This window comes from Herbaspirillum sp. NPDC101396, assembly GCF_044767365.1.
Taxonomy (GTDB): domain Bacteria; phylum Pseudomonadota; class Gammaproteobacteria; order Burkholderiales; family Burkholderiaceae_D; genus Herbaspirillum.
In genome coordinates this window covers 29,414-46,826 of record NZ_JBIWNT010000006.1, presented here as the reverse complement: position 1 = coordinate 46,826, position 17,413 = coordinate 29,414, and the positions used below count along the sequence as shown (strand labels likewise).

The 17,413-nt window shown below is 59.3% G+C and carries 17 protein-coding genes; 7 read left to right on the top strand and 10 right to left on the bottom strand.

The window, feature by feature from the left end; translation table 11 throughout:
- Window positions 1–55: 55 nt before the first annotated feature.
- A complete protein-coding gene (locus ACIROY_RS20250; RefSeq protein WP_402277999.1) occupies window positions 56–1,213 on the bottom strand; it encodes a saccharopine dehydrogenase C-terminal domain-containing protein in 1,158 nt (385 codons plus the stop codon).
- A gap of 354 nt (window positions 1,214–1,567) precedes the next feature.
- On the opposite strand from ACIROY_RS20250, the gene ACIROY_RS20245 reads away from it, so the two are divergent.
- Window positions 1,568–2,410, top strand: coding sequence for a transporter substrate-binding domain-containing protein (locus tag ACIROY_RS20245; protein ID WP_402278000.1), 843 nt, complete (start codon window positions 1,568–1,570; stop codon window positions 2,408–2,410).
- A 149-nt stretch (window positions 2,411–2,559) separates the two neighbouring features.
- Here ACIROY_RS20245 and ACIROY_RS20240 read toward each other — a convergent pair whose 3' ends face one another.
- The 3 genes from ACIROY_RS20240 to ACIROY_RS20230 all read right to left on the bottom strand — a co-directional run bounded on the left by ACIROY_RS20240 (window position 2,560) and on the right by ACIROY_RS20230 (window position 5,807).
- Window positions 2,560–3,243, bottom strand: a complete 684-nt coding sequence (locus tag ACIROY_RS20240) for a DUF1120 domain-containing protein (RefSeq protein ID WP_402278001.1) — start codon at window positions 3,241–3,243, stop codon at window positions 2,560–2,562.
- A 521-nt stretch (window positions 3,244–3,764) separates the two neighbouring features.
- On the bottom strand, window positions 3,765–4,466 hold the full coding sequence (locus ACIROY_RS20235; RefSeq protein ID WP_402343699.1) for a DUF1120 domain-containing protein: 702 nt from the start codon (window positions 4,464–4,466) through the stop codon (window positions 3,765–3,767).
- A 222-nt stretch (window positions 4,467–4,688) separates the two neighbouring features.
- The gene (locus ACIROY_RS20230) at window positions 4,689–5,807 is read right to left on the bottom strand and encodes a fimbrial protein (protein WP_402343696.1); all 1,119 of its coding nucleotides are present in this window, start codon (window positions 5,805–5,807) and stop codon (window positions 4,689–4,691) included.
- A gap of 349 nt (window positions 5,808–6,156) precedes the next feature.
- Here ACIROY_RS20230 and ACIROY_RS20225 point away from each other — a divergent pair, with 349 nt between their 5' ends.
- Window positions 6,157–7,167: a fimbrial protein gene (locus ACIROY_RS20225; RefSeq protein WP_402343694.1), complete on the top strand. Its 1,011-nt coding sequence runs from the start codon at window positions 6,157–6,159 to the stop codon at window positions 7,165–7,167.
- A 296-nt stretch (window positions 7,168–7,463) separates the two neighbouring features.
- On the top strand, window positions 7,464–8,495 hold the full coding sequence (locus ACIROY_RS20220) for a fimbrial protein (RefSeq protein WP_402278005.1): 1,032 nt from the start codon (window positions 7,464–7,466) through the stop codon (window positions 8,493–8,495).
- A gap of 128 nt (window positions 8,496–8,623) precedes the next feature.
- On the opposite strand, the gene arfB is transcribed toward ACIROY_RS20220, so the two are convergent.
- The 4 genes from arfB to ACIROY_RS20200 form a co-directional block, all read right to left on the bottom strand.
- A complete protein-coding gene (gene arfB, locus ACIROY_RS20215; RefSeq protein WP_402343691.1) occupies window positions 8,624–9,037 on the bottom strand; it encodes an alternative ribosome rescue aminoacyl-tRNA hydrolase ArfB in 414 nt (137 codons plus the stop codon).
- A 114-nt stretch (window positions 9,038–9,151) separates the two neighbouring features.
- Entirely contained in the window at window positions 9,152–9,598 is a 447-nt protein-coding gene (locus ACIROY_RS20210) for an Lrp/AsnC family transcriptional regulator (RefSeq protein WP_402278007.1), read from the bottom strand.
- Window positions 9,599–9,614: 16 nt separating this feature from the next.
- Entirely contained in the window at window positions 9,615–10,388 is a 774-nt protein-coding gene (locus tag ACIROY_RS20205; protein ID WP_116436093.1) for an amino acid ABC transporter ATP-binding protein, read from the bottom strand.
- Window position 10,389: 1 nt separating this feature from the next.
- Window positions 10,390–11,058 (bottom strand): amino acid ABC transporter permease, encoded by a 669-nt coding sequence (locus ACIROY_RS20200; RefSeq protein ID WP_402278008.1) that lies wholly within the window; start codon window positions 11,056–11,058, stop codon window positions 10,390–10,392.
- Between the two features lie 281 nt (window positions 11,059–11,339).
- On the opposite strand from ACIROY_RS20200, the gene ACIROY_RS20195 reads away from it, so the two are divergent.
- Entirely contained in the window at window positions 11,340–12,107 is a 768-nt protein-coding gene (locus ACIROY_RS20195; RefSeq protein ID WP_402343688.1) for an SDR family NAD(P)-dependent oxidoreductase, read from the top strand.
- Window positions 12,108–12,121: 14 nt separating this feature from the next.
- Entirely contained in the window at window positions 12,122–13,390 is a 1,269-nt protein-coding gene (locus ACIROY_RS20190; protein ID WP_402343685.1) for a D-amino acid dehydrogenase, read from the top strand.
- Here ACIROY_RS20190 and ACIROY_RS20185 read toward each other — a convergent pair whose 3' ends face one another.
- Window positions 13,391–13,828 carry a hypothetical protein gene (locus tag ACIROY_RS20185; RefSeq protein WP_402343682.1) on the bottom strand — a complete coding sequence of 146 codons (438 nt, stop codon included), beginning with the start codon at window positions 13,826–13,828 and terminating at the stop codon, window positions 13,391–13,393.
- Window positions 13,829–14,000: 172 nt separating this feature from the next.
- On the opposite strand from ACIROY_RS20185, the gene ACIROY_RS20180 reads away from it, so the two are divergent.
- Window positions 14,001–14,576: a cell division protein FtsI gene (locus ACIROY_RS20180; RefSeq protein ID WP_402343679.1), complete on the top strand. Its 576-nt coding sequence runs from the start codon at window positions 14,001–14,003 to the stop codon at window positions 14,574–14,576.
- A 717-nt stretch (window positions 14,577–15,293) separates the two neighbouring features.
- Here the strand turns inward: ACIROY_RS20180 and ACIROY_RS20175 are convergent.
- Window positions 15,294–15,977, bottom strand: coding sequence for a flagellar basal body L-ring protein FlgH (locus ACIROY_RS20175; RefSeq protein ID WP_402278013.1), 684 nt, complete (start codon window positions 15,975–15,977; stop codon window positions 15,294–15,296).
- 602 nt (window positions 15,978–16,579) lie between these two features.
- On the opposite strand from ACIROY_RS20175, the gene ACIROY_RS20170 reads away from it, so the two are divergent.
- A complete protein-coding gene (locus ACIROY_RS20170; protein WP_402278014.1) occupies window positions 16,580–17,365 on the top strand; it encodes an ABC transporter ATP-binding protein in 786 nt (261 codons plus the stop codon).
- Window positions 17,366–17,413 lie beyond the last annotated feature (48 nt).

Genomic DNA, 17,413 nt, shown 5'->3' with positions numbered 1-17,413 from the left:
CGGTTCTTGCGCACTCCGGTTTTTGCTTTGAATACCGTGCAAATCCGGCGACGCGTCAGGCCACGACTGCAGCTTCCCGCTCTGCATGGCGAGACACGTACGGCGCATGCGGGTTTGCTCCCTGCGCGCCTTGCGAACCGTGGGCATACACGCGGCCAAATCGATTGCCGAGAAAATCCGCCAGCGCAATCTGCTCCTGCCGGATGAAGCCGTGCGCCGGCAATTTGCCCTGCCGGAACAGGTCCAGCGCCGTGCAAATTCCCGCCGCCGTGGTGATCTGGATCGCGCTCTCATGCACGCCGTCGCGGGTGGCGGCGAAGATCTTGCGCGAGAACACCTCCTGCACGTGCATGCCGTCGCGCATGCCGCTCACTGTCACGAACACCAGCACCACATCCTGCATGGTGGTCGGCACCGACTTGCGCAGGATGCCCTTGAGCTGCTCCTGGTCGTCGCGCAGGCGCAGTTCTTCCAGCAGGAATTTCACCAGGTTGCGGTGGCCCGGATAGCGCACCGATTTGTAATCGAGATTGCGCACCTGGCCGGCCAGCGTGCTGCACAGCGTGCCGAGCCCGCCCGAGGTGTTGAAGGCTTCGTACTCGACCCCATCCAGCGAAAAATGCTCGAGTCCTTCCAGCGGCTGGATGTCCTGCATCTTGCCGTCGCGGATCGCTTCGCAGGGATGGCAGTACTCGTTGACGAGGCCGTCGACGCTCCAGGTCAGGTTGTATTTCAGCGCATTGGTGGGAAACTCCGGCAGCGCGCCCACGCGCATCTTGACCTCGTGGATCTCGTCGAAGCTGCTCGTCAGCGAATGCGCAGCGATGCCGATGAAGCCCGGCGCCAGCCCGCATTGCGGCATGAAGGCAGTGTCCGCGCCGGCCGCCAGTTTGGCGATGGCGCGGGTGGCGCGCACGTCTTCGGTCAGGTCGAAATAATGCACGCCGCTCAGTTTGGCCGCCTTCGCCACGGCGGTGGCCATGTGGTACGGCAGGGCATTGAGGCAGGCGTCGCGGCCCGACAGCAGGCTGCACAGCGCGTCGTGGTCGTTGAAGTCGACCTGCGCGGTGGCTACGCCGAGCGCGCGCATCGCGGCCAGCGCGTTGGCGTCCCGGTCGGCGGCGAGCACTTCGTAATCGCCGTCGGCATGCAGGTGCAGGAGGCGGGCGATGGCCAGGCCGATGTGGCCGGTGCCGAGCAGGACGATTTTCATGATGGCGCTCCTTGTTGTGAATTTGCAGTGGATTTGGAGCCGTGACAGCCGGCGGATGCCTTTATTGTAGGGAGCAGTCGGCACGATAAAAAGACCAGGATTGATGCGTGTATGACGATAATTTGGTCGTTTTGTAGTGTATGACGCTATAAATAGCCGTCCATGCCGAAAAAGCATCCGTACAGGCGATCTTCCAGCGCATTCTCAGCAAGCGGGAATATGCAATATGCCGCGCAACACATACCGCTTGGTATTAAAATTGCCGGATGCCATCGGGACCAGAAGTCCTGAAGGCGCCAGAGAATCAAACCAGCGCACATCAGTGCCACTTCATACATCCAGGGAGAGAAGCAAATGCAAAATCGCCGCAGTTTCATCACCAACGTCGCGGGTCTCGCCGCCGCCAGCTATCTGCCCGGCGTTTTCGCGCAGAGCGCGCCAGCCGGCGAAAGCACCTTCGCCCGCATCAAGCGGACCAAAGTGCTGCGCATTGGTGGTGTACGCGGTCAGGCGCCTTACTACAACAAGGACCTGGCCAGCGGCGAATGGGTCGGCTTCATGGTCGATTTCGCCAAGAACCTGGCGGCCAGCCTGAACGTCAAGCTGGAAATCCTGGAAACCACCTGGGGCAACTCGGTGCTGGACCTGCAGACGCGCAAGATCGACGTCTTCTTCGGCCTCAATCCGACCCCGGCACGCCGCGAAACCGTCGGCTTCTCCGAGCCGCTGTTCAACAACGCGTTCACCATCGTCTCCAAAAAGGGTTTCGCACCGAAGACCTGGGAAGAGCTCAACAAGCCTGAAGTCAAGATCGGCGTCGACATCGGTTCCTCGCACGACGCCATGATCACCCGCGTCTGCCCCAAGGCCACCATCGTGCGCCTGGAAAAAGCCGACGACGCCACCCTGGCCCTGCAAACCGGCCGCGTCGACGTGCAAGTGCTGGTCTGGCTGCTGGCCCTGAACGTGCTCAAGAAGAACCCAAGCCTGGGCACCATGATCGTGCCGATGCCGCTGGAAGCGACCTCGACCAACATCGGCGTGCCCAAGGAAGACGACAAGGCCTGGCTCGAGTACATCAACAAGTGGATCGTGCAGGAACGCGCCGCCGGCAAGGTCAAGTCCACCGTGCTGGAAAACCTGCAGAAGCTGTCGGGCGTACGCCCGGAAGACGTGCCACCGCAGATCCCGCTGTAATGTTGCGGTAATTTCGTCGGCAATAAATACCGCAGCGACGAAACGCCGAAACGCCGCCGTTCCGAGTCAGTCGGGACGGCGGCGTTGTCGTTTGTGCAGCGCTGAAGCCAGCGTGATCAAGTGTCGATCCAAATGCGCCTGGTGCGCGGTTAGAGGTAACGCATCTCCAGTGTTGTCAAACCATCGAGGGGAATGTCATTGCCGGGAGGGATGTTGCCCAGCTTGTCGATGAATGCTACGACCGTCAGGGTGCCGCTCACATTGTTGATGGCGAGAGGTTCGAGGTCTGTATAGGAGGTGCCCCAGGAGTACCAGCTGTCGCTGATCAATTGCAGGTAGCCGCTGGAGGAAGTCCGCCAAGTTTTCCCGCCATCGCCGGATGAGGCGGGAGCGAGCGTGGTGGTGCTGGAACCCCCGTTGGCTTGCGTTCCTCCATTCATGACCACCATATAAATACCGATGGTCTTGCCATCTACTATCCCCAGGCCGAAGGCGGCGGCATCGCCCCAGTACTTCGAGACGTCAAGCGCCATGCCTTTTACCACTGACGGCTTGCGGTTGTCCGTAATCTGCAGTGCGATGCGCGCGGCCCCGTTGTCGCAGTTGATTGCATAATTCACGGTCCTGCCGCCGAGCGAAGTGACTTTGGTGTCAGACAAGCGCGACGCAGGGATGCGTCCGTAGTCCACGACACCGTCAGCCGAGAGCGTCAATGTGCACGCGGAAGGCCGCACCGAACCCTTGACTTGCAGTTCGGCGGTGTCGGCAGCGCGCGCACCGCCAGACAGGGTAAGCGCGGCAAACAATGCAGACAAGAGCATGGCGTTTTTCATTTCTGGCTCCCTCGTTAATCAATATCGCTGAATTAATTCGATAACGATCTGTTATTCGATGGAGTGAGTTTGCCGTGTTCCTTGTTTCGTTTATATGAGAATAATCTCAAAAATATACGAGATTCGAAATTTCCATGTGGAAAAATACCCAGAGCTCCCGGTCGGGTTGCATCCTGCGCGGCTGAATACCCCCGTTGATTCTGTGCAGGTATGGACGCAGTCCGACAGCTTCGCCAAACTGTCGCCCGACTAGGGCCTGTTAACAATTAATTTGCGAGATGCGTTGCTGCCAGAAAGCGTGCTGGCAAGCCATGCAACGCCGCCAGCGCGCTTTCTGGCAGCAACCCTCCGGGAACGGCTGCAGGCGTCGCCTGTCGTTGTTGCAGCTCCTTGCCGTAGCACCGCTACGTCGCGTCGCTGCGCCTAGACAGTCAACGCCTGCCGCGCGTTCGCACTCGCAAATTAATTGTTAACAGGCCCTGGGGGATGACGGTGCCCTTGCCCACGTCGCGTCGCCCTGCTTACAGGTACACCAATTCCAGTGTGGAAGATCCGTCCAGCGGAATCGCGTCGCGCACCGGCAGATTGGCGAGCTTGTCGATAGTGACCTCAACAGTCAGTTCGCCGGCTACCGTGCTGAAAGCGCCCGGGGCGTGTTGTGCACCCGTTCGGATTGAATCAGGGTCGTTTGGCGCCCATGTATAGATCAGTGTCGGACGGAAGAAGGCGCCATTGCTACTGTAAGCATTGTTCCAGATGGTCGGGTCGGAGCCGAGACCTCGATTCAGGTAAAGAGCGATGTTATAGCCATCCGCCTGGACCTTGGTCATGCTGACGGTGTAAATGCCGACTTTTTTGCCATCGACAATCCCGAGGCCATAAGCAAAGTTATCGTCCTTGTATCCACTGGAAAAAGACATGATGGCGGGCACCACGGAGGACGCGCGATTGTCGCTGAGCTTGAGCGCCACCATGGCCTTGCCGGTTGCGCAATCGATGTTGAACGCCGTGGTTCTGCGTTCCAGCTTGGTCGCGGCGGTGTTGCTCAGTCGCGACGGCGGAATGTTGCCATAGTCAATCACGCCGCCTGCGGCAAGGTTGAGCGTACAGGACGGCGGCTTGACTGAGCCCTTGACTTTCAACTCTGTGGTGTCGGCAGCGCGTGCGCCGATAGACAGGGTGAGCGTGGCAAACAGTGCTGACAAGAGCATGGCGTTTTTCATTTCTGACTCCCTCGGAAATAAATATTGTTGGATTGACCCGATAACAATGCGTTATTCGATGGAGTGAGTTTGACGTGTTTCTTGCTTCGTTTATATGAGAATAGTCTCAAAAATATGCGAATTATTTAGAATAAATTTCCCGGTTGCAATTGTTCTTGCGTCAGTTGCCGTGACCGGCCGCAGCAACCGTGCCCTGATCCTGCGGGCAGATACCCGGCTCGCTTACCGGTACTGCATGGTAACCACCGTGGTGCCGGTCACCGTCCCGGTGCCGACTGTCGAGGCAGTCTGAAAATACTGAACCCGCATCGGGAAGTTGTACATGCCATTGAGCGATGGCGGCGGTGTGCCTGGTTCGAGCGCATTGAAGGCGATAGGGCGTCCGGAAGTGGTATTGATGATTTGCAGAGCGACTCCTGCTGCCTTGCCGTCACCCTCGCTGACCGCGATGACGCCCGCTGCGCCGGAGGCATGGCGAGAGCTTTCTGAGAAAGATACGCCCACAACCTGGCCAGCTACTACCCCCGAACAATCGGCTGATATGTTGAAGTTGGTACGTTCTGCCGGCACAGTGCCGATACCCGTAAAGAGGCGTTGCGGCACGGAACGCAGGGTGACGGCGGGAGGCACTGTCAGGTTGCAGGTAGAGCCATAAGATCTTACGTCTGTCGACAGGTTCATGATTTTTTCGGGAAACGCGACACCAGCAAATATCTCAATAAAAATTCGAGGGACTCCGGCATAGTATAGTTGTTGGGGACTCCGCAATCCGGCGCCAAGTGCCGCATCGTTGGTTTTTTTATATCGCAGGCGTGGCTTTACCGTGACCCTGGTGATGCCAAGCGGATATTCAAAGTAAACATAATCACCATCTGATCGGGTCGTCGGTCCCGAGCTTGTGGCGCCGCTGAATTCGATGTCCGAATCGAATTGCAGTCCTACTGGACCAGTAACGAAACCGCCTCGAATCGGCTTTGCCAATATTCTCCTGTTACTGCTAATGCGGTTACTCACGTCCACGACCGGGCAATTAACTATCCCCGCGTCCGTCCATGTCTCGTCGTAGACCACGGTACCGACGGGTGCTGCTGAACCCGTGATCGCTTTTGTCGGCATATAGCTACCGAATCCTGCGACAAAGATAAAACTACAGGTCGCCCATACAGAATGAATGAACGCCAGGTTCAGCAGCAAAGCGAGCAGAAGTTTTTTGAACAGCGCGCCACCGGGAGCGAAAGCCCTTTCGCCTGCGCTGTTCCAGAGAGCAGCATTTCCAGAATGGGCCCGTGTTGGCAACGTCATCGACGGCAGAAACCGTCTTCCATATTTGCTCGCGTGCATGCGCTTCTCCAGCGGTCAAATGGCGAGAGGATACAAGTCCATTTGTTGCGCCGATATGAGAAAACTCTCAAAAGCTTTCCAGATCAAATCTCTCCACAGGCAATCGCATTGAGTCAGGTCCAGTTCAGATAGCTCGGGACCGGTGCAACAGACCGCCGGATCGGTGTGGCGAGTCTGATGCATCGCGCCGACAGCCTATTGCAACGACCCGGCAGTTCGAGAGTTTTCTCATATCTTTCGCAGGACAAAAAATTCAAACTCCTTGGTTACGGGCGCTTCACGGTAAGCGCCTCCTCGCCGTGTTTGCTGCAAAGCTGCGGCGGCTGAACGGACAAAAAAGGAGCGGATGATGAACATGCAGAAATGGTGCTGGAAAGTGGCGGTGAGCTTATGCGGCCTGGTGGTGGGGCATGCGGCTCTCGCTGCGGACGGTTGTGTGATTACTAGCGGCGGGTCCGATCCTGCGATTGCAGACTTCACCGGAAGCTTCAATAGCCGCATTGACATCAGCAGCCTCGCTGTAGGTGCCGTAATAGCCACCGCGGCGAGAAGTGCCATACCCGCCCCGCTTAACAGCAATTGCCCGGGTGCTTCCGGCACCACCGTGGTTTCAGGTATAGTGACGGGAAGTGCAATACTGACCGGCAGCGCAGGGCCAAACAACACCCTCCAAACTAAAGTCCCAGGAGTCGGCATAAGAATCACCGGTTCCAATGGAGGGGGAAACTCCTACACCAAATTTTGGCCAACCAGTGCGAGCAGCAAAGCTGGCACCGGGCCAGCTTTTATCACGGTTGATTTTGTCAAAATCAGTTCCGCCACAACTGGCTCAGATGATTTGGCTGGTGCCGACGTGCAACTCGCCAAGGGGGACAACCAACTGGTGACCATTCAAATCACCATTCCCACCATCAAATTCATCCGCGGCAGCGCCACAACCTGCACTCCTACGGTCGTGCCGGGCAACACAATCACTTTACCCAAGGTGTCGGTTTCGGCGCTGTCCGCCAACGGCCAGAAGGCGGGCTGGACGCCGTTCTCGATCCGGCTCGACAATTGCAAGACCAGCGGCGTGCAATCCAACGGAACGAACGTCCGCACCTTTTTTGACGGTCCGCGCGTCAATGCGACGACAGGAAACCTCGACGTGACCGGCGCCGCCAACGTGCAACTGCAGTTGAGCAACGGCGATGGTTCGGTGATCAACCTGGCCGGCGTGAAAGGGAGTCAGAACGTCGCCACTACGCGGATAAGCGCCGGTACGGCAACCCTGCCGTATGCGATAAGCTATTTTGCGACAGGCAAAGCAGGGTCGGGGGCGGTGAGCAGCACAGTGAATTTCACGATTGAATTTCCCTGAGACGCACGATCAGCTGCTTGATACCGAATCTCCCATGGGCAGAAAATATGTCCAGGCGATACCTATTTTCTGGCCGATCCGCAGCGCAGATGGTGACGATATTGGTTGTCGATTTGTGGGGACGCTGTCGTGCTGGCAGAGGTAAGGTATCTCCGGCGCAGCGAACCATGTAGGTGCTTCGAACCGACCATCTCTTTCAGAGTTTTCTCATATCTTCCATCGGTCGAAAGCTCCACACTCCTCCGTTCGCAATGACGCCCCAGAGGTGTTGAAACCGGAAGAACGGAAAGGGATTGATGATGAAGATGCAAAAATGGCGCGGGAGAATATTCGCCGGGCTGTGTGGCTTGCTGTGGGGAGGGATCGTGGGAAGTGCACAGGCGGGTGATTGTGTCTATGGCACGGGACAAGACTATACAACCGGCCAGGCAGTCTATGAATTTACAGTGCCGGCTACGATTTCCCTGACAGGGACGGAAGCGCCGGGAACGGTGCTATGGGAATCACCCGCAGTTGCCGGCAGCAAAGCTACATGGGCGAACTGCGGTACAGGCGCCGGGTCCGCCGGACTAAAAGACAATTGGGGGACGAGCGCATCGCCGGTCGGGTCCTTCAATGCGATAAAAACCAACGTCGCAGGTATTGGCTATGTCATATCGCAAGGCAATTTCGTCAACGGGATAAAGGCATATCCGAGCAATCCGGATGGACCCGGCCCTAACAACAATCACAATACGCACATGGCGACACTAAAATTCGTGAAGCTATCGACTGCCTATTTTTCTGGTACCAGCGCGGCGCTCGCCGTTGTCAGCGATATCGCCACTTGGTACGTAGGTACCAACGAAGTGAGGTTTGCCAACTACAGAGCGAACGCAACAACGTTTACCAAGCCCGGTGGCGGCAATACCACGTGTATTCTGCGCAATGTCCCTGTCAATCTGGGCAGTGCCAAGGCAAGCATTTTCAGGAGTATCGGCGCCAAGGGGCCGGTCGTTTCCGATTTCTTCACGTCGGTCGACATTACCTGTCCATCTACCACTTCGACTGCCAAACTGACATTCAGCTCGACGACTGCAGTGGCGGCATCACCCGGGGTACTCCGGGCCAGTGGAGGCTCGACCGTCCAAGGTATCGGCATCATTCTGATGCGTGACGACGGCGTTTCGCCAATACGATTCGGTCAGCAATTTCCAGTTGATCTGGCCGCAGTCGGCAGTAACAAAGTGGGAAACTTTCCCTTTTCAGCGGCAATGATCAAAATTAGCGATCCTGTCGTGCCGGGCGCTCTTAGTGGGACTGTCGTTGTCACGTTGTCGGTGACTTAGTATCTGAACACGGATCTCATCGTCGTTGCAATGAACAGGCGATGCCTTCCGATTGCCAAACGAACAGTTTGTATGGGGCATTTCCCGCCAGATCAGCTACTTCTCCGCGAAGGTGCTTGCGCATCGGCTCACTCGCCGAGCCGGGTGCGCAATACCTTGAGCCGTCCGCGTTGCGTTTTGCTGTCGACGCGCTTGCGCTTGGCGCTGCGTGTCGGTTTGGTCGGCCTGCGCGGAGGAAGTACGACTCCGGCCTCCTGAATCAGCGCCGCCAGCCGCTCCAGCGCCGCAATACGATTCTGCTCCTGGCTGCGGCTCTGCTGGGACTTGATCACGATCACGCCGTCGCGGGTGATGCGCTGATCCTTCAGCAGCAGCAACTTTTCCTTGTAGAAGTCCGGCAGCGACGACGCGCGGATGTCGAAGCGCAGATGCACCGCGGTCGACGTCTTGTTGACGTTCTGGCCGCCCGCCCCTTGGGCGCGTACGAAGCTGAGCTCGATGTCGGTATCGGGCAGGCTCAGGTCCGGGGTGATCTGCAACATGGATGCCGCTTCCGTAAAATGGTAGGGATGAAAGGCCGGTGCTGTCGGCGGTCATGCCTTGCACTTTGCTCATGACCTCAGGCGCAGCGGCGGCGGTCAATGTTCAACGACTGCTCAGCGATCAATCTTGCGCGACAACACAATCGACGTCGTGGTCTTGACCACGCCCTCGATCTCGCCGATGTCGTCGAGCAACTTGTCGAGTTGTTCGGCCGAGGCGGCGCGCAGCCAGGCGACGTAGTCGAACTCGCCGCTGACGGAGCAGAGCTGCTCGATTTCGGGAATGCGCTTGAAGCGCTTGAGCACGTCGCGCGCGGTCTTGGCTTCGACCGTAATGCCGACGTAGGCGAGCAGGCCGCTGTCCTGGACTTCCTGTCCCAGCTTGACGGTGTAGCCGACGATGACGCCGTTCTTCTCCAGCCGCGCCAGGCGCGCCACCACGGTGGTGCGCGCCACGCCCAGTTGGCGCGCCAGGTTGGCGACGCTGTCGCGGGCCGACTGCTGCAACAGCGAGATCAGTTTGCGGTCGGTGTCGTCGAGCAGGTCGAGGCGGCCGGTCATGGCGGGTTGTCCCGGATCAACCGTTGAAACGCGTGAGGAAGGACTGCGTCGCCGCCTGCTGCGGATTGTCGATGACTTGCGACGGCGGGCCGGCTTCGACCACGACGCCGTCGCGCATGAAGATGACCTGGTCGGCGACTTCGCGCGCAAACGCGATTTCATGCGTGACCAGGATCATGGTCATGCCGTCGGCCGCCAGCGAGCGGATCACGTTGAGCACTTCCCCCACCAGTTCCGGATCCAGCGCCGAGGTGGCTTCATCGAACAGCATCACGCTAGGGCGCATGGCCAGAGCGCGGGCGATCGCCACGCGCTGCTTCTGACCACCGGACAGGCGCTGCGGATAGATGTCGGCGCGATCGGACAGGCCGACTTTCTGCAGCAGTTCCAGCGCGTAGGCGCGCGCTTCCGCCTTGGGTTTGCGCAGCACGGTGAGCATGCCTTCCATGACGTTTTCGAGCGCGGTCATGTGCGGGAACAGGTTGAAATGCTGGAACACCATGCCGGTGTTGGTGCGGAACTTGGCCAGTTCGCGGTCCTTGAGCGGCTTGGAGGCTTTGGAACCAAAGGTGAAATCTTGCGCGCCGACGCGGATGCTGCCTTGCTCGGGTACGGTCAGCAGGTTGATACAGCGCAGCAGCGTCGACTTGCCGGAACCGGACGGGCCGATCATGGCGACCACGCTGCCCTTGTTGACCTGCAGCGAAATGTCTTTCAGCACGACGTGGTCGCCGAAAGCCTTTTTCAGATTCTTGATTTCAATCATGACTTCATTGGTTGGATTGCTCATCTCATGCCCCCTGTTGCGCAGTCAGGCGGTTTTCCAGGCGCTTGGCCCAGATCGTCGCAGGCAGCAGGATGAGGAAATAGATCACCGCAACCATGGTGTAGATTTCCAGCGGGCGGTAGGTTTCATGCGCGATGATCTGGCCCTGGTACAGCAGGTCCGGCACCGCCAGCACTGACAGCAGCGAGGTGTTCTTCAATTGCATGATGGACTGGCTGACCAGCGGCGGCGTCATGCGCTTGAACGCCTGCGGCAGGATCACGCGGCGCATCAGCTGGAAGCGCGTCATGCCGAGTGCGCAACCGGCTTCGCTCTGGCCGACGTCGATCGAGACGATGCCGCCGCGGATGATTTCCGAATAGAAGGCGCCGCCGTACAGGGCCAGCGCCAGCAAGGCCGATGTGCCGGCCGACATCTCGATGCCGACCAGCACCGGCAGCGCGTAGTAGAACCACACCAGTTGCACCAGCACCGGCGTGCAGCGAAACACTTCGACGTAGGCGCGCAGCGGGCCCGACACCAGCGGGTTGGTCGACAAGCGGCCGAGGCCGACCGCCAGCCCGATCAACAAGCCCAGCAGGACGCAGGCGACCGTATAGGCCAGCGTGTAGCCGAAGCCCACCGCAATGACGTTGCGGAATTGCCAGAGCGCGGCGAAGTCCCAGTGATACATCGTGTTTCCTTTTCTTTTACTCTTTGGTGTCTGAATTCTTGGTTGCCCGAATGACCATCAGGCAGGCAGCAGGAAGCGTGCCATTCGCTGCAGGGAGCGTCGGTCTGACCAATTTACCGTCCCTGAAAACCCCGCAATTGTAATGGAGAATACCGCCCGGGATGTAGCGGAACCTGTTGTGCAGCGCTTTTGCGGCTGGCCGGCACTTATTGGTTAAAATAGCGCACGGTCGCTCCGGCCGCCTGATTCCGTCATTTCCTCATATTGTTTCCTCGTCACCCATGAATCCATCTTCCAGCGTGCAGCGCGTGATCCTGATTACCGGCGCCGCACGCGGCATCGGCGCGGCCACCGCCAAAACCGTGGCCGCCGCCGACACCGGCATGGTGCTGCATGCGCGCGCGGACTCCCCCGAGCTGCAGCAGACCGCCGCCGCCTGCCGTGAGCGCGGCGCGCAGTGCGTGACGGCCTTCGGCGACCTGGCCGACACCGGCACTGCGGCAGCCTTGCGCGACGTTGCGCTGAATACCTACGGCCGCCTCGACGCGCTGGTCGCCAACGCCGGTTTCGCCGATCGCAAGCGCATCGGCGAGCTCAGCACGCAGGACTGGTCGCGTTCCATTGATGCGCTGCTGGGCGGCTTCTTCCAGTTGGTCACCGCCTGCAAGGACGCCTTGCAGCAGGCGCCGGCCGGCCGCGTGGTGGCGGTCAGCTCCTTCGTCGCACATGTGTACCGCCTCGGCGAATCGGGTTTTCCGGCCTCGGCCGCAGCCAAGGCCGGCATCGAAGCGCTGGTCAAATCGCTGGCGGTGCAGTTGGCGCCATCGGGCGCGACCGTCAATGCCGTGGCGCCTGGTTATGTGCAGAAATCCGATCCCAACAAATCCGCCATCGACCCGGCCGCCTGGGCCGCCGCGCTGGAACGCATCCCCATGCAACGCCTCGGCCAGCCGCAGGAAATCGCCAACGTCATTGCCTTTTTGCTGAGCCCGGCCGCGTCGTACGTCACGGGTCAGGTATGGCACATCGACGGCGGATTAACCTTATAAACAATTAACAATCCATGCACATCATCGTCATCGGCGCCGGCATCGTCGGCGTAACCACCGCCTATTTCCTGCATGAAAAGGGCTACACCGTCACGGTGGTCGACCGCCAGCCCGAAGTTGCGGCCGAAACCAGCGTCGGCAACGCCGGCCATGTCTGCCCGTCCTACGCCACGCCGTGGGCGGCGCCCGGCATGAAGGGCAAGTCGCTCAAATGGTCGCTGCAAAGCTGGCTGGGCATGGAGTCGGCCTTGCGTTTCACGCCGCGCCTGGACCGCCATCAATGGCGCTGGCTCGGCCAGTTCCTGTCGCAATGCAACGCCGAGCGCTACGCCGTCAACAAGGCGCGCATGGGCCGGCTGGCGCGCTACAGCCACACGCAGCTGAAAGACATCCGCGAACGCCTCGGCATCGAGTACGAACAAACCACGGTCGGCAATCTGCAAGTATTCCGCACGCAGGAAGGCATGGACAACGCCGGTCTCGCCGCGCGCGTGCTGGCCGAAGCCGGTGTGGCGTACGAGCTGCTTGACGCCGACGCCTGCGTCGCCTTCGACCCGGCTCTGCGCGCCGCCCGAGATCAACTGGTCGGCGGCATGCTGCTGCCGCAGGACGAGACCGGCAATTGCCCGTTGTTCGCGCGCGCGCTGGCCGACTGGCTGCAGACGCAGGGCGTCAGCTTTGTGCTCGGAACGTCGGTGCAGCAGATCGAATACGCCGGCGGCGCCGTCACCGGCCTGCGCACCACAAACGGCATGTTGACAGCGGACGCTTATGTGGTGGCCTGCGCCAGCGCGTCGGTGGCCCTGGTCAAGCCGCTGGGTTTGCAGTTGCCGGTGTATCCGGTCAAGGGCTACGCGATCACGGTACCGGTCGCAGACGCGACGGCCGCGCCGAAGAGCGGTGTGATGGATGAGTATTACAAGGTGGCTATCACGCGCATGGGTTCGCACATCCGCGCCGCCGGCACCGCCGAGATCGGCAGCTGGGACACGAAAGTGACGCCGCGCGACTGTGCCACCGCGGTCAAGTCGCTGAGCTCGCTGTTCCCGGGCGGCGCCGACATGAGCGGCATCAGCTACTGGGCCGGCCTGCGTCCGATGACGCCGGACGGCGCACCGCTGATCGGCGCGACGGCGTTTTCCAATCTCTACCTCAACGCCGGTCATGGCTCCAATGGCTGGACCACGGCCTGCGGTTCGAGCCGGCTGATCGCCGACAAGATCGCCGGCGTCGCTACCGAAATCGTCAGCGACGATCTGAGTCCGTTGCGCGCGTTTCAATAATTAACGGCTGAACAGGCTGTTGATGTTGTCGCCGTTGCTGAAGTTGCTCAATGCCCAGCCAGAGCTGGTCTTGTAGAAAATGAATTGCCAGGGAATCGCCTGCTTTTCGGCCTTCTCTATATAGACCAGCTTGAGCAGCGACTCGCCCACCTTTTCGCTGCGGATGAATTCGTAGCCCACCGATCCGCCGATGTATTGTTCCAGCTGCATGCGCGAAGTGCGGTTGCTGAGCCGTGCGCGGTCAAGCGTGTTGATGTCGGTCAGCGTGTACGGCGTCATCGCCGCGTAAGCGTCGTCGGTCTGGCCCTTGCCGGCGGCGGCCATCACCTTGTCGGCGAGCTGGCGCACTTCGGTTTCGTTTTTGAGCGTGTCGGCGTGGGCGTTGAAAGTGGCCGCAGCAAGCGACGCGACGATGATGGCAGACAGTGATGTGCGCATGATGCCTCTCCTGAAATCAGAGTGTCCATTGTGCCACCGTCGCGGACAGGCTACAGAAAACCGGCGAGTGTAAAGCCGTGTTCGGCATGGCGTAAATCAGGGTAAAAGCACGCGAATCCGGGAACATCGGCGGATATGATGAATTTCACTCATCGTCGAACTGGTCGCCGCCATGATCAAAATTCTCTTCGTCTCCGTCTGCGCCACGTCACTGTCCGGCTGCGTCGTCATGTCGCCCAGTCCGATCGTGGAAGCCGCCAACCTGTTAGGTTCGGCCATCTCCGGCGTGTCGTCGATGACGCCGGCCACACCGCAGAATCCCATCGTCTTCGCGCACGCGCCGATCAAGGAGATCTGCATCGAGTGGAACGGTGCGGTGGCGCTCAGTGATTTCGTCCCCAGCCTGCAAAGCGAACTGCAACGCCACGGCGTGCCGAGCCGCGTGTACGACGCGGGTACGCAGCCGGGCAGTTGTTCGATGACGCTGGCGTATGCGGCTTTCGTCAAATGGGACATGAAGACCTTCAGCAATGCCTATACGCCTTACCTGACGTTTGCGTCGGTGACCTTGCGCAAGGAGGGGCGGGTGGTGGGCAGCGCTTCTTACAAGATGGGGGCGATTGCGCAGGACAAGTGGTCTTCTACGGGGAGCAAGCTGGGGCCGGTGGTGGATGCCTTGTTGATTAGTAATCCGGTGGTGGAGGCTACTAATAGTGTGGGGGCGTCGAATGTGTTTGGCGGGTCTTGAATCTTTGTCGGTTGTTCCGACCTCGCTGTTGTGGGTAGCTGATGCTTTTCTCTCTTCGGACGACCGTGGTTGCCGGGGGCGGCCCGGCAGCCGCTCACTTTCTTTGCTTCGCCAAAGAAAGTAAGCAAAGAAAGGCGACCGCGATTCGCCGCCCCGCTGCGCGGGGTTCCCGTTGGCGCCGTACTCAAATCGGGAAGGGAAACAAACTCGCTGCGCTCAGACAAGTTTCCCTTCTTTATCCGATTTGAGCACGTCACCAACGGCGACTCATAAGCGGAATTCTTCCTCGGCTCGCTCCGCATTGCCTTGGGTGGCTCGCCTGCGGCATCGTGATTCTCGTTCTTTCGTTTTTTTAGCGATAGCGAATAACGGTGACCGTCAAATCATCTCTGTCCCCTGGCGATGCGCAGCGAGCCAGTCTGGAAGTCCGCTTGCGAGTAGCCGGTGGCGGCAGGTGCAAATCGGGAGGGGAAACTTGTCTGAGCGCAGCGAGTTTGTTTCCCCTCCCGATTTGCGCCTGACGACGCCGGGAACCCCCGCAGGGGGCTACGAACCAGCGGTCGCTTCTTTTGCTTACTTTTCTTGGCGAGACAAGAAAAGTGAGTAGCTGCCGGGCTACCCCCGGCGAACGGTTGATCGAAGAAAGAGCAGCATCAGCAACAACACACAGCAAGTCGGAACAAAACGCCGCTCTCAAAAAGCAGCGCTAAACCCTCATCACCAAAACGTCAAAACACTCCTGAAAAACTGCTGCATCCACCCCTGCGAATTGGCATCCGCCACAGTTCCTCCTCCAACCTGCTCCAGCCGCGCATCAGCAACATTGCTGGAAGAAACCACATTCCCCCCGCGAATATCGCGCGCCCTCACCACCCCCGAAAACCGCAAGGTATTGATTGACCCGTTCATCCCGATGCGCTTCTCGCCGGCCACCACCAGGTTGCCGTTGGGGAGCACCTCGATGATCGACACCATCAGGCTGCCGGTCATGCTGTTGCTGTTGTCGGTCTGGCCGGTGCCCTTGAAGGAATCGCTGCCGGTGGCCGTCGCGTTGATGTTGAAGACCGACGCCAGCAAGCCGCTCATGGATGAGCCCGCGCCGGGGCCGACTTGCTTGAGGCTGGTGTCGCGGCTGTTGGAGGTGGTCGACTTGTTGCTGCCGGTGAGCGACTCGGCAATCTCGATCTTGAGGATGTCGCCGACGTAGTGCGTGGTCGATTCTTCAAACAGCTGCGCACTGCTGACGCGGAAGATCGCACCGTTGTTCTCGATGTTGGCCACCGGATAAGCCGGCCGCACGCTGGTCGGTCCCTGCACCATCGTCGGCGGGCTGCTGCACCCGCTTAATACACATAAAAGTCCTGCACCCAAAGCAACGTAGGCGATGCGTCCCTGAATCATGATCTTCCCCCCTGGCAAACCGATAAAAACCGATAACCGGCAACGGGTCCTGCAAAGGACAGGCCCTCGCGGCAATCATCGTGGCAAAGCCTGTAAGCGGAAGTTAATGCGCTGTAAATCAGCGAAAACGCCTCTCAAGACGCGTGAAGATTCCTCAAGGAATGTGAAGACGATGCGTATCGCCATGGCCATGCCAGCGGAATTCACTGCCGATCCGGCAATTTCCGTCTCCTGAAGCCGCGGCCAATGTTGGCTGGAATTGGTGCAAACCGCACCGGTGCGGCGCGTCAGCGCGTTTCTTTGGTGAATTGGCGTCTGAAATATGAGACAAAACTGCCGATTTTCGTGTGGCACAAACCTTGCGATAAAAGAAAAACAGTTCTTATATAAATCATCAAACCATATATGAAACAAAAAGCACTATCTTTTTACCGAATATCTGCTATATTTGATTCGTATATCTCGCATTTGGTTTGTGGTTTTATATATGAGACAACTGGCGTTTGTGCCGCACCAGCCACCTACCGGTCGCCGGCTTCAGCAAATGTCACGTAATTAGGCGCGAGGGCGCCAAAGCAACAAGTAACTAACCAAGAGGCATCATGATCGAAATCGAATTTCGCAACGTCGGCAAGAGCTTCGTCGACCGCCAGACTTCCCAGCCGCGCGCTGCCGTCACCAACGTCAACCTGTCGATCCGCAGCGGCGAAGTGGTTTCCATCATCGGCCCGTCCGGCTGCGGCAAGAGCACCTTGCTGAACATGGGCGCAGGTCTGTACCTGCCGACTTCCGGCGAAGTCATCGTCGGCGGCCAGCGCGTCACCAAGCCGGTCCGCAACGTCGCCTTCATGCTGCAAAAAGACTTGCTCATGCCATGGCGCAATATTCGCGCCAACGTTTCGCTGGGCCTGGAAATCGACGGCGTCAATGCCGCCGAGCGCAAGCGCGTCGCTGACGAGCTGCTGGCCAAATGCCACCTCAAGGGCTTTGAAGAACACTATCCCTATCAATTGTCCGGCGGCATGCGCCAACGCGCTGCGCTGGCCCGCACGCTGGCGGTCGATCCGCAAGTGCTGCTGATGGACGAGCCATTCTCGGCGCTGGATGCGCAGACCAAGATGGTCTTGCAGCAGGACCTGGCAAAGATGCTGTTCGAGAAGAAAAAGACCGCGCTCTTCATCACCCACGACCTGGTCGAAGCGATCGCGCTGTCGGACCGCCTGCTGGTCATGAGCGAACGTCCCGGCACCATCATCGAAGAGATCGAAGTCAACCTGCCTTTCCGCGACAACCCGCTGGAGCGCCGCAAGCTGCCGGAAATCGGCCCGCTGCAAGGCCGCCTGATGGAGTTGCTCAAAGTCGGTAAAGAGACTGTCGAGCTGCACTAATTCAGCAGACGTATCCGAACATCCAACATCCAACCTGATCACCACCGA

What these genes read in the sequence shown, in the direction of transcription:
- ACIROY_RS20250 (WP_402277999.1), bottom strand. Translation starts at nt 1,213, where the DNA reads ATGAAAATCGTCCTGCTCGGCACCGGCCACATCGGCCTGGCCATCGCC.
- ACIROY_RS20245 (WP_402278000.1), top strand. Translation starts at nt 1,568, where the DNA reads ATGCAAAATCGCCGCAGTTTCATCACCAACGTCGCGGGTCTCGCCGCC.
- ACIROY_RS20240 (WP_402278001.1), bottom strand. Translation starts at nt 3,243, where the DNA reads ATGAAAAACGCCATGCTCTTGTCTGCATTGTTTGCCGCGCTTACCCTG.
- ACIROY_RS20235 (WP_402343699.1), bottom strand. Translation starts at nt 4,466, where the DNA reads ATGAAAAACGCCATGCTCTTGTCAGCACTGTTTGCCACGCTCACCCTG.
- ACIROY_RS20230 (WP_402343696.1), bottom strand. Translation starts at nt 5,807, where the DNA reads ATGCACGCGAGCAAATATGGAAGACGGTTTCTGCCGTCGATGACGTTG.
- ACIROY_RS20225 (WP_402343694.1), top strand. Translation starts at nt 6,157, where the DNA reads ATGAACATGCAGAAATGGTGCTGGAAAGTGGCGGTGAGCTTATGCGGC.
- ACIROY_RS20220 (WP_402278005.1), top strand. Translation starts at nt 7,464, where the DNA reads ATGATGAAGATGCAAAAATGGCGCGGGAGAATATTCGCCGGGCTGTGT.
- arfB (WP_402343691.1), bottom strand. Translation starts at nt 9,037, where the DNA reads ATGTTGCAGATCACCCCGGACCTGAGCCTGCCCGATACCGACATCGAG.
- ACIROY_RS20210 (WP_402278007.1), bottom strand. Translation starts at nt 9,598, where the DNA reads ATGACCGGCCGCCTCGACCTGCTCGACGACACCGACCGCAAACTGATC.
- ACIROY_RS20205 (WP_116436093.1), bottom strand. Translation starts at nt 10,388, where the DNA reads ATGAGCAATCCAACCAATGAAGTCATGATTGAAATCAAGAATCTGAAA.
- ACIROY_RS20200 (WP_402278008.1), bottom strand. Translation starts at nt 11,058, where the DNA reads ATGTATCACTGGGACTTCGCCGCGCTCTGGCAATTCCGCAACGTCATT.
- ACIROY_RS20195 (WP_402343688.1), top strand. Translation starts at nt 11,340, where the DNA reads ATGAATCCATCTTCCAGCGTGCAGCGCGTGATCCTGATTACCGGCGCC.
- ACIROY_RS20190 (WP_402343685.1), top strand. Translation starts at nt 12,122, where the DNA reads ATGCACATCATCGTCATCGGCGCCGGCATCGTCGGCGTAACCACCGCC.
- ACIROY_RS20185 (WP_402343682.1), bottom strand. Translation starts at nt 13,828, where the DNA reads ATGCGCACATCACTGTCTGCCATCATCGTCGCGTCGCTTGCTGCGGCC.
- ACIROY_RS20180 (WP_402343679.1), top strand. Translation starts at nt 14,001, where the DNA reads ATGATCAAAATTCTCTTCGTCTCCGTCTGCGCCACGTCACTGTCCGGC.
- ACIROY_RS20175 (WP_402278013.1), bottom strand. Translation starts at nt 15,977, where the DNA reads ATGATTCAGGGACGCATCGCCTACGTTGCTTTGGGTGCAGGACTTTTA.
- ACIROY_RS20170 (WP_402278014.1), top strand. Translation starts at nt 16,580, where the DNA reads ATGATCGAAATCGAATTTCGCAACGTCGGCAAGAGCTTCGTCGACCGC.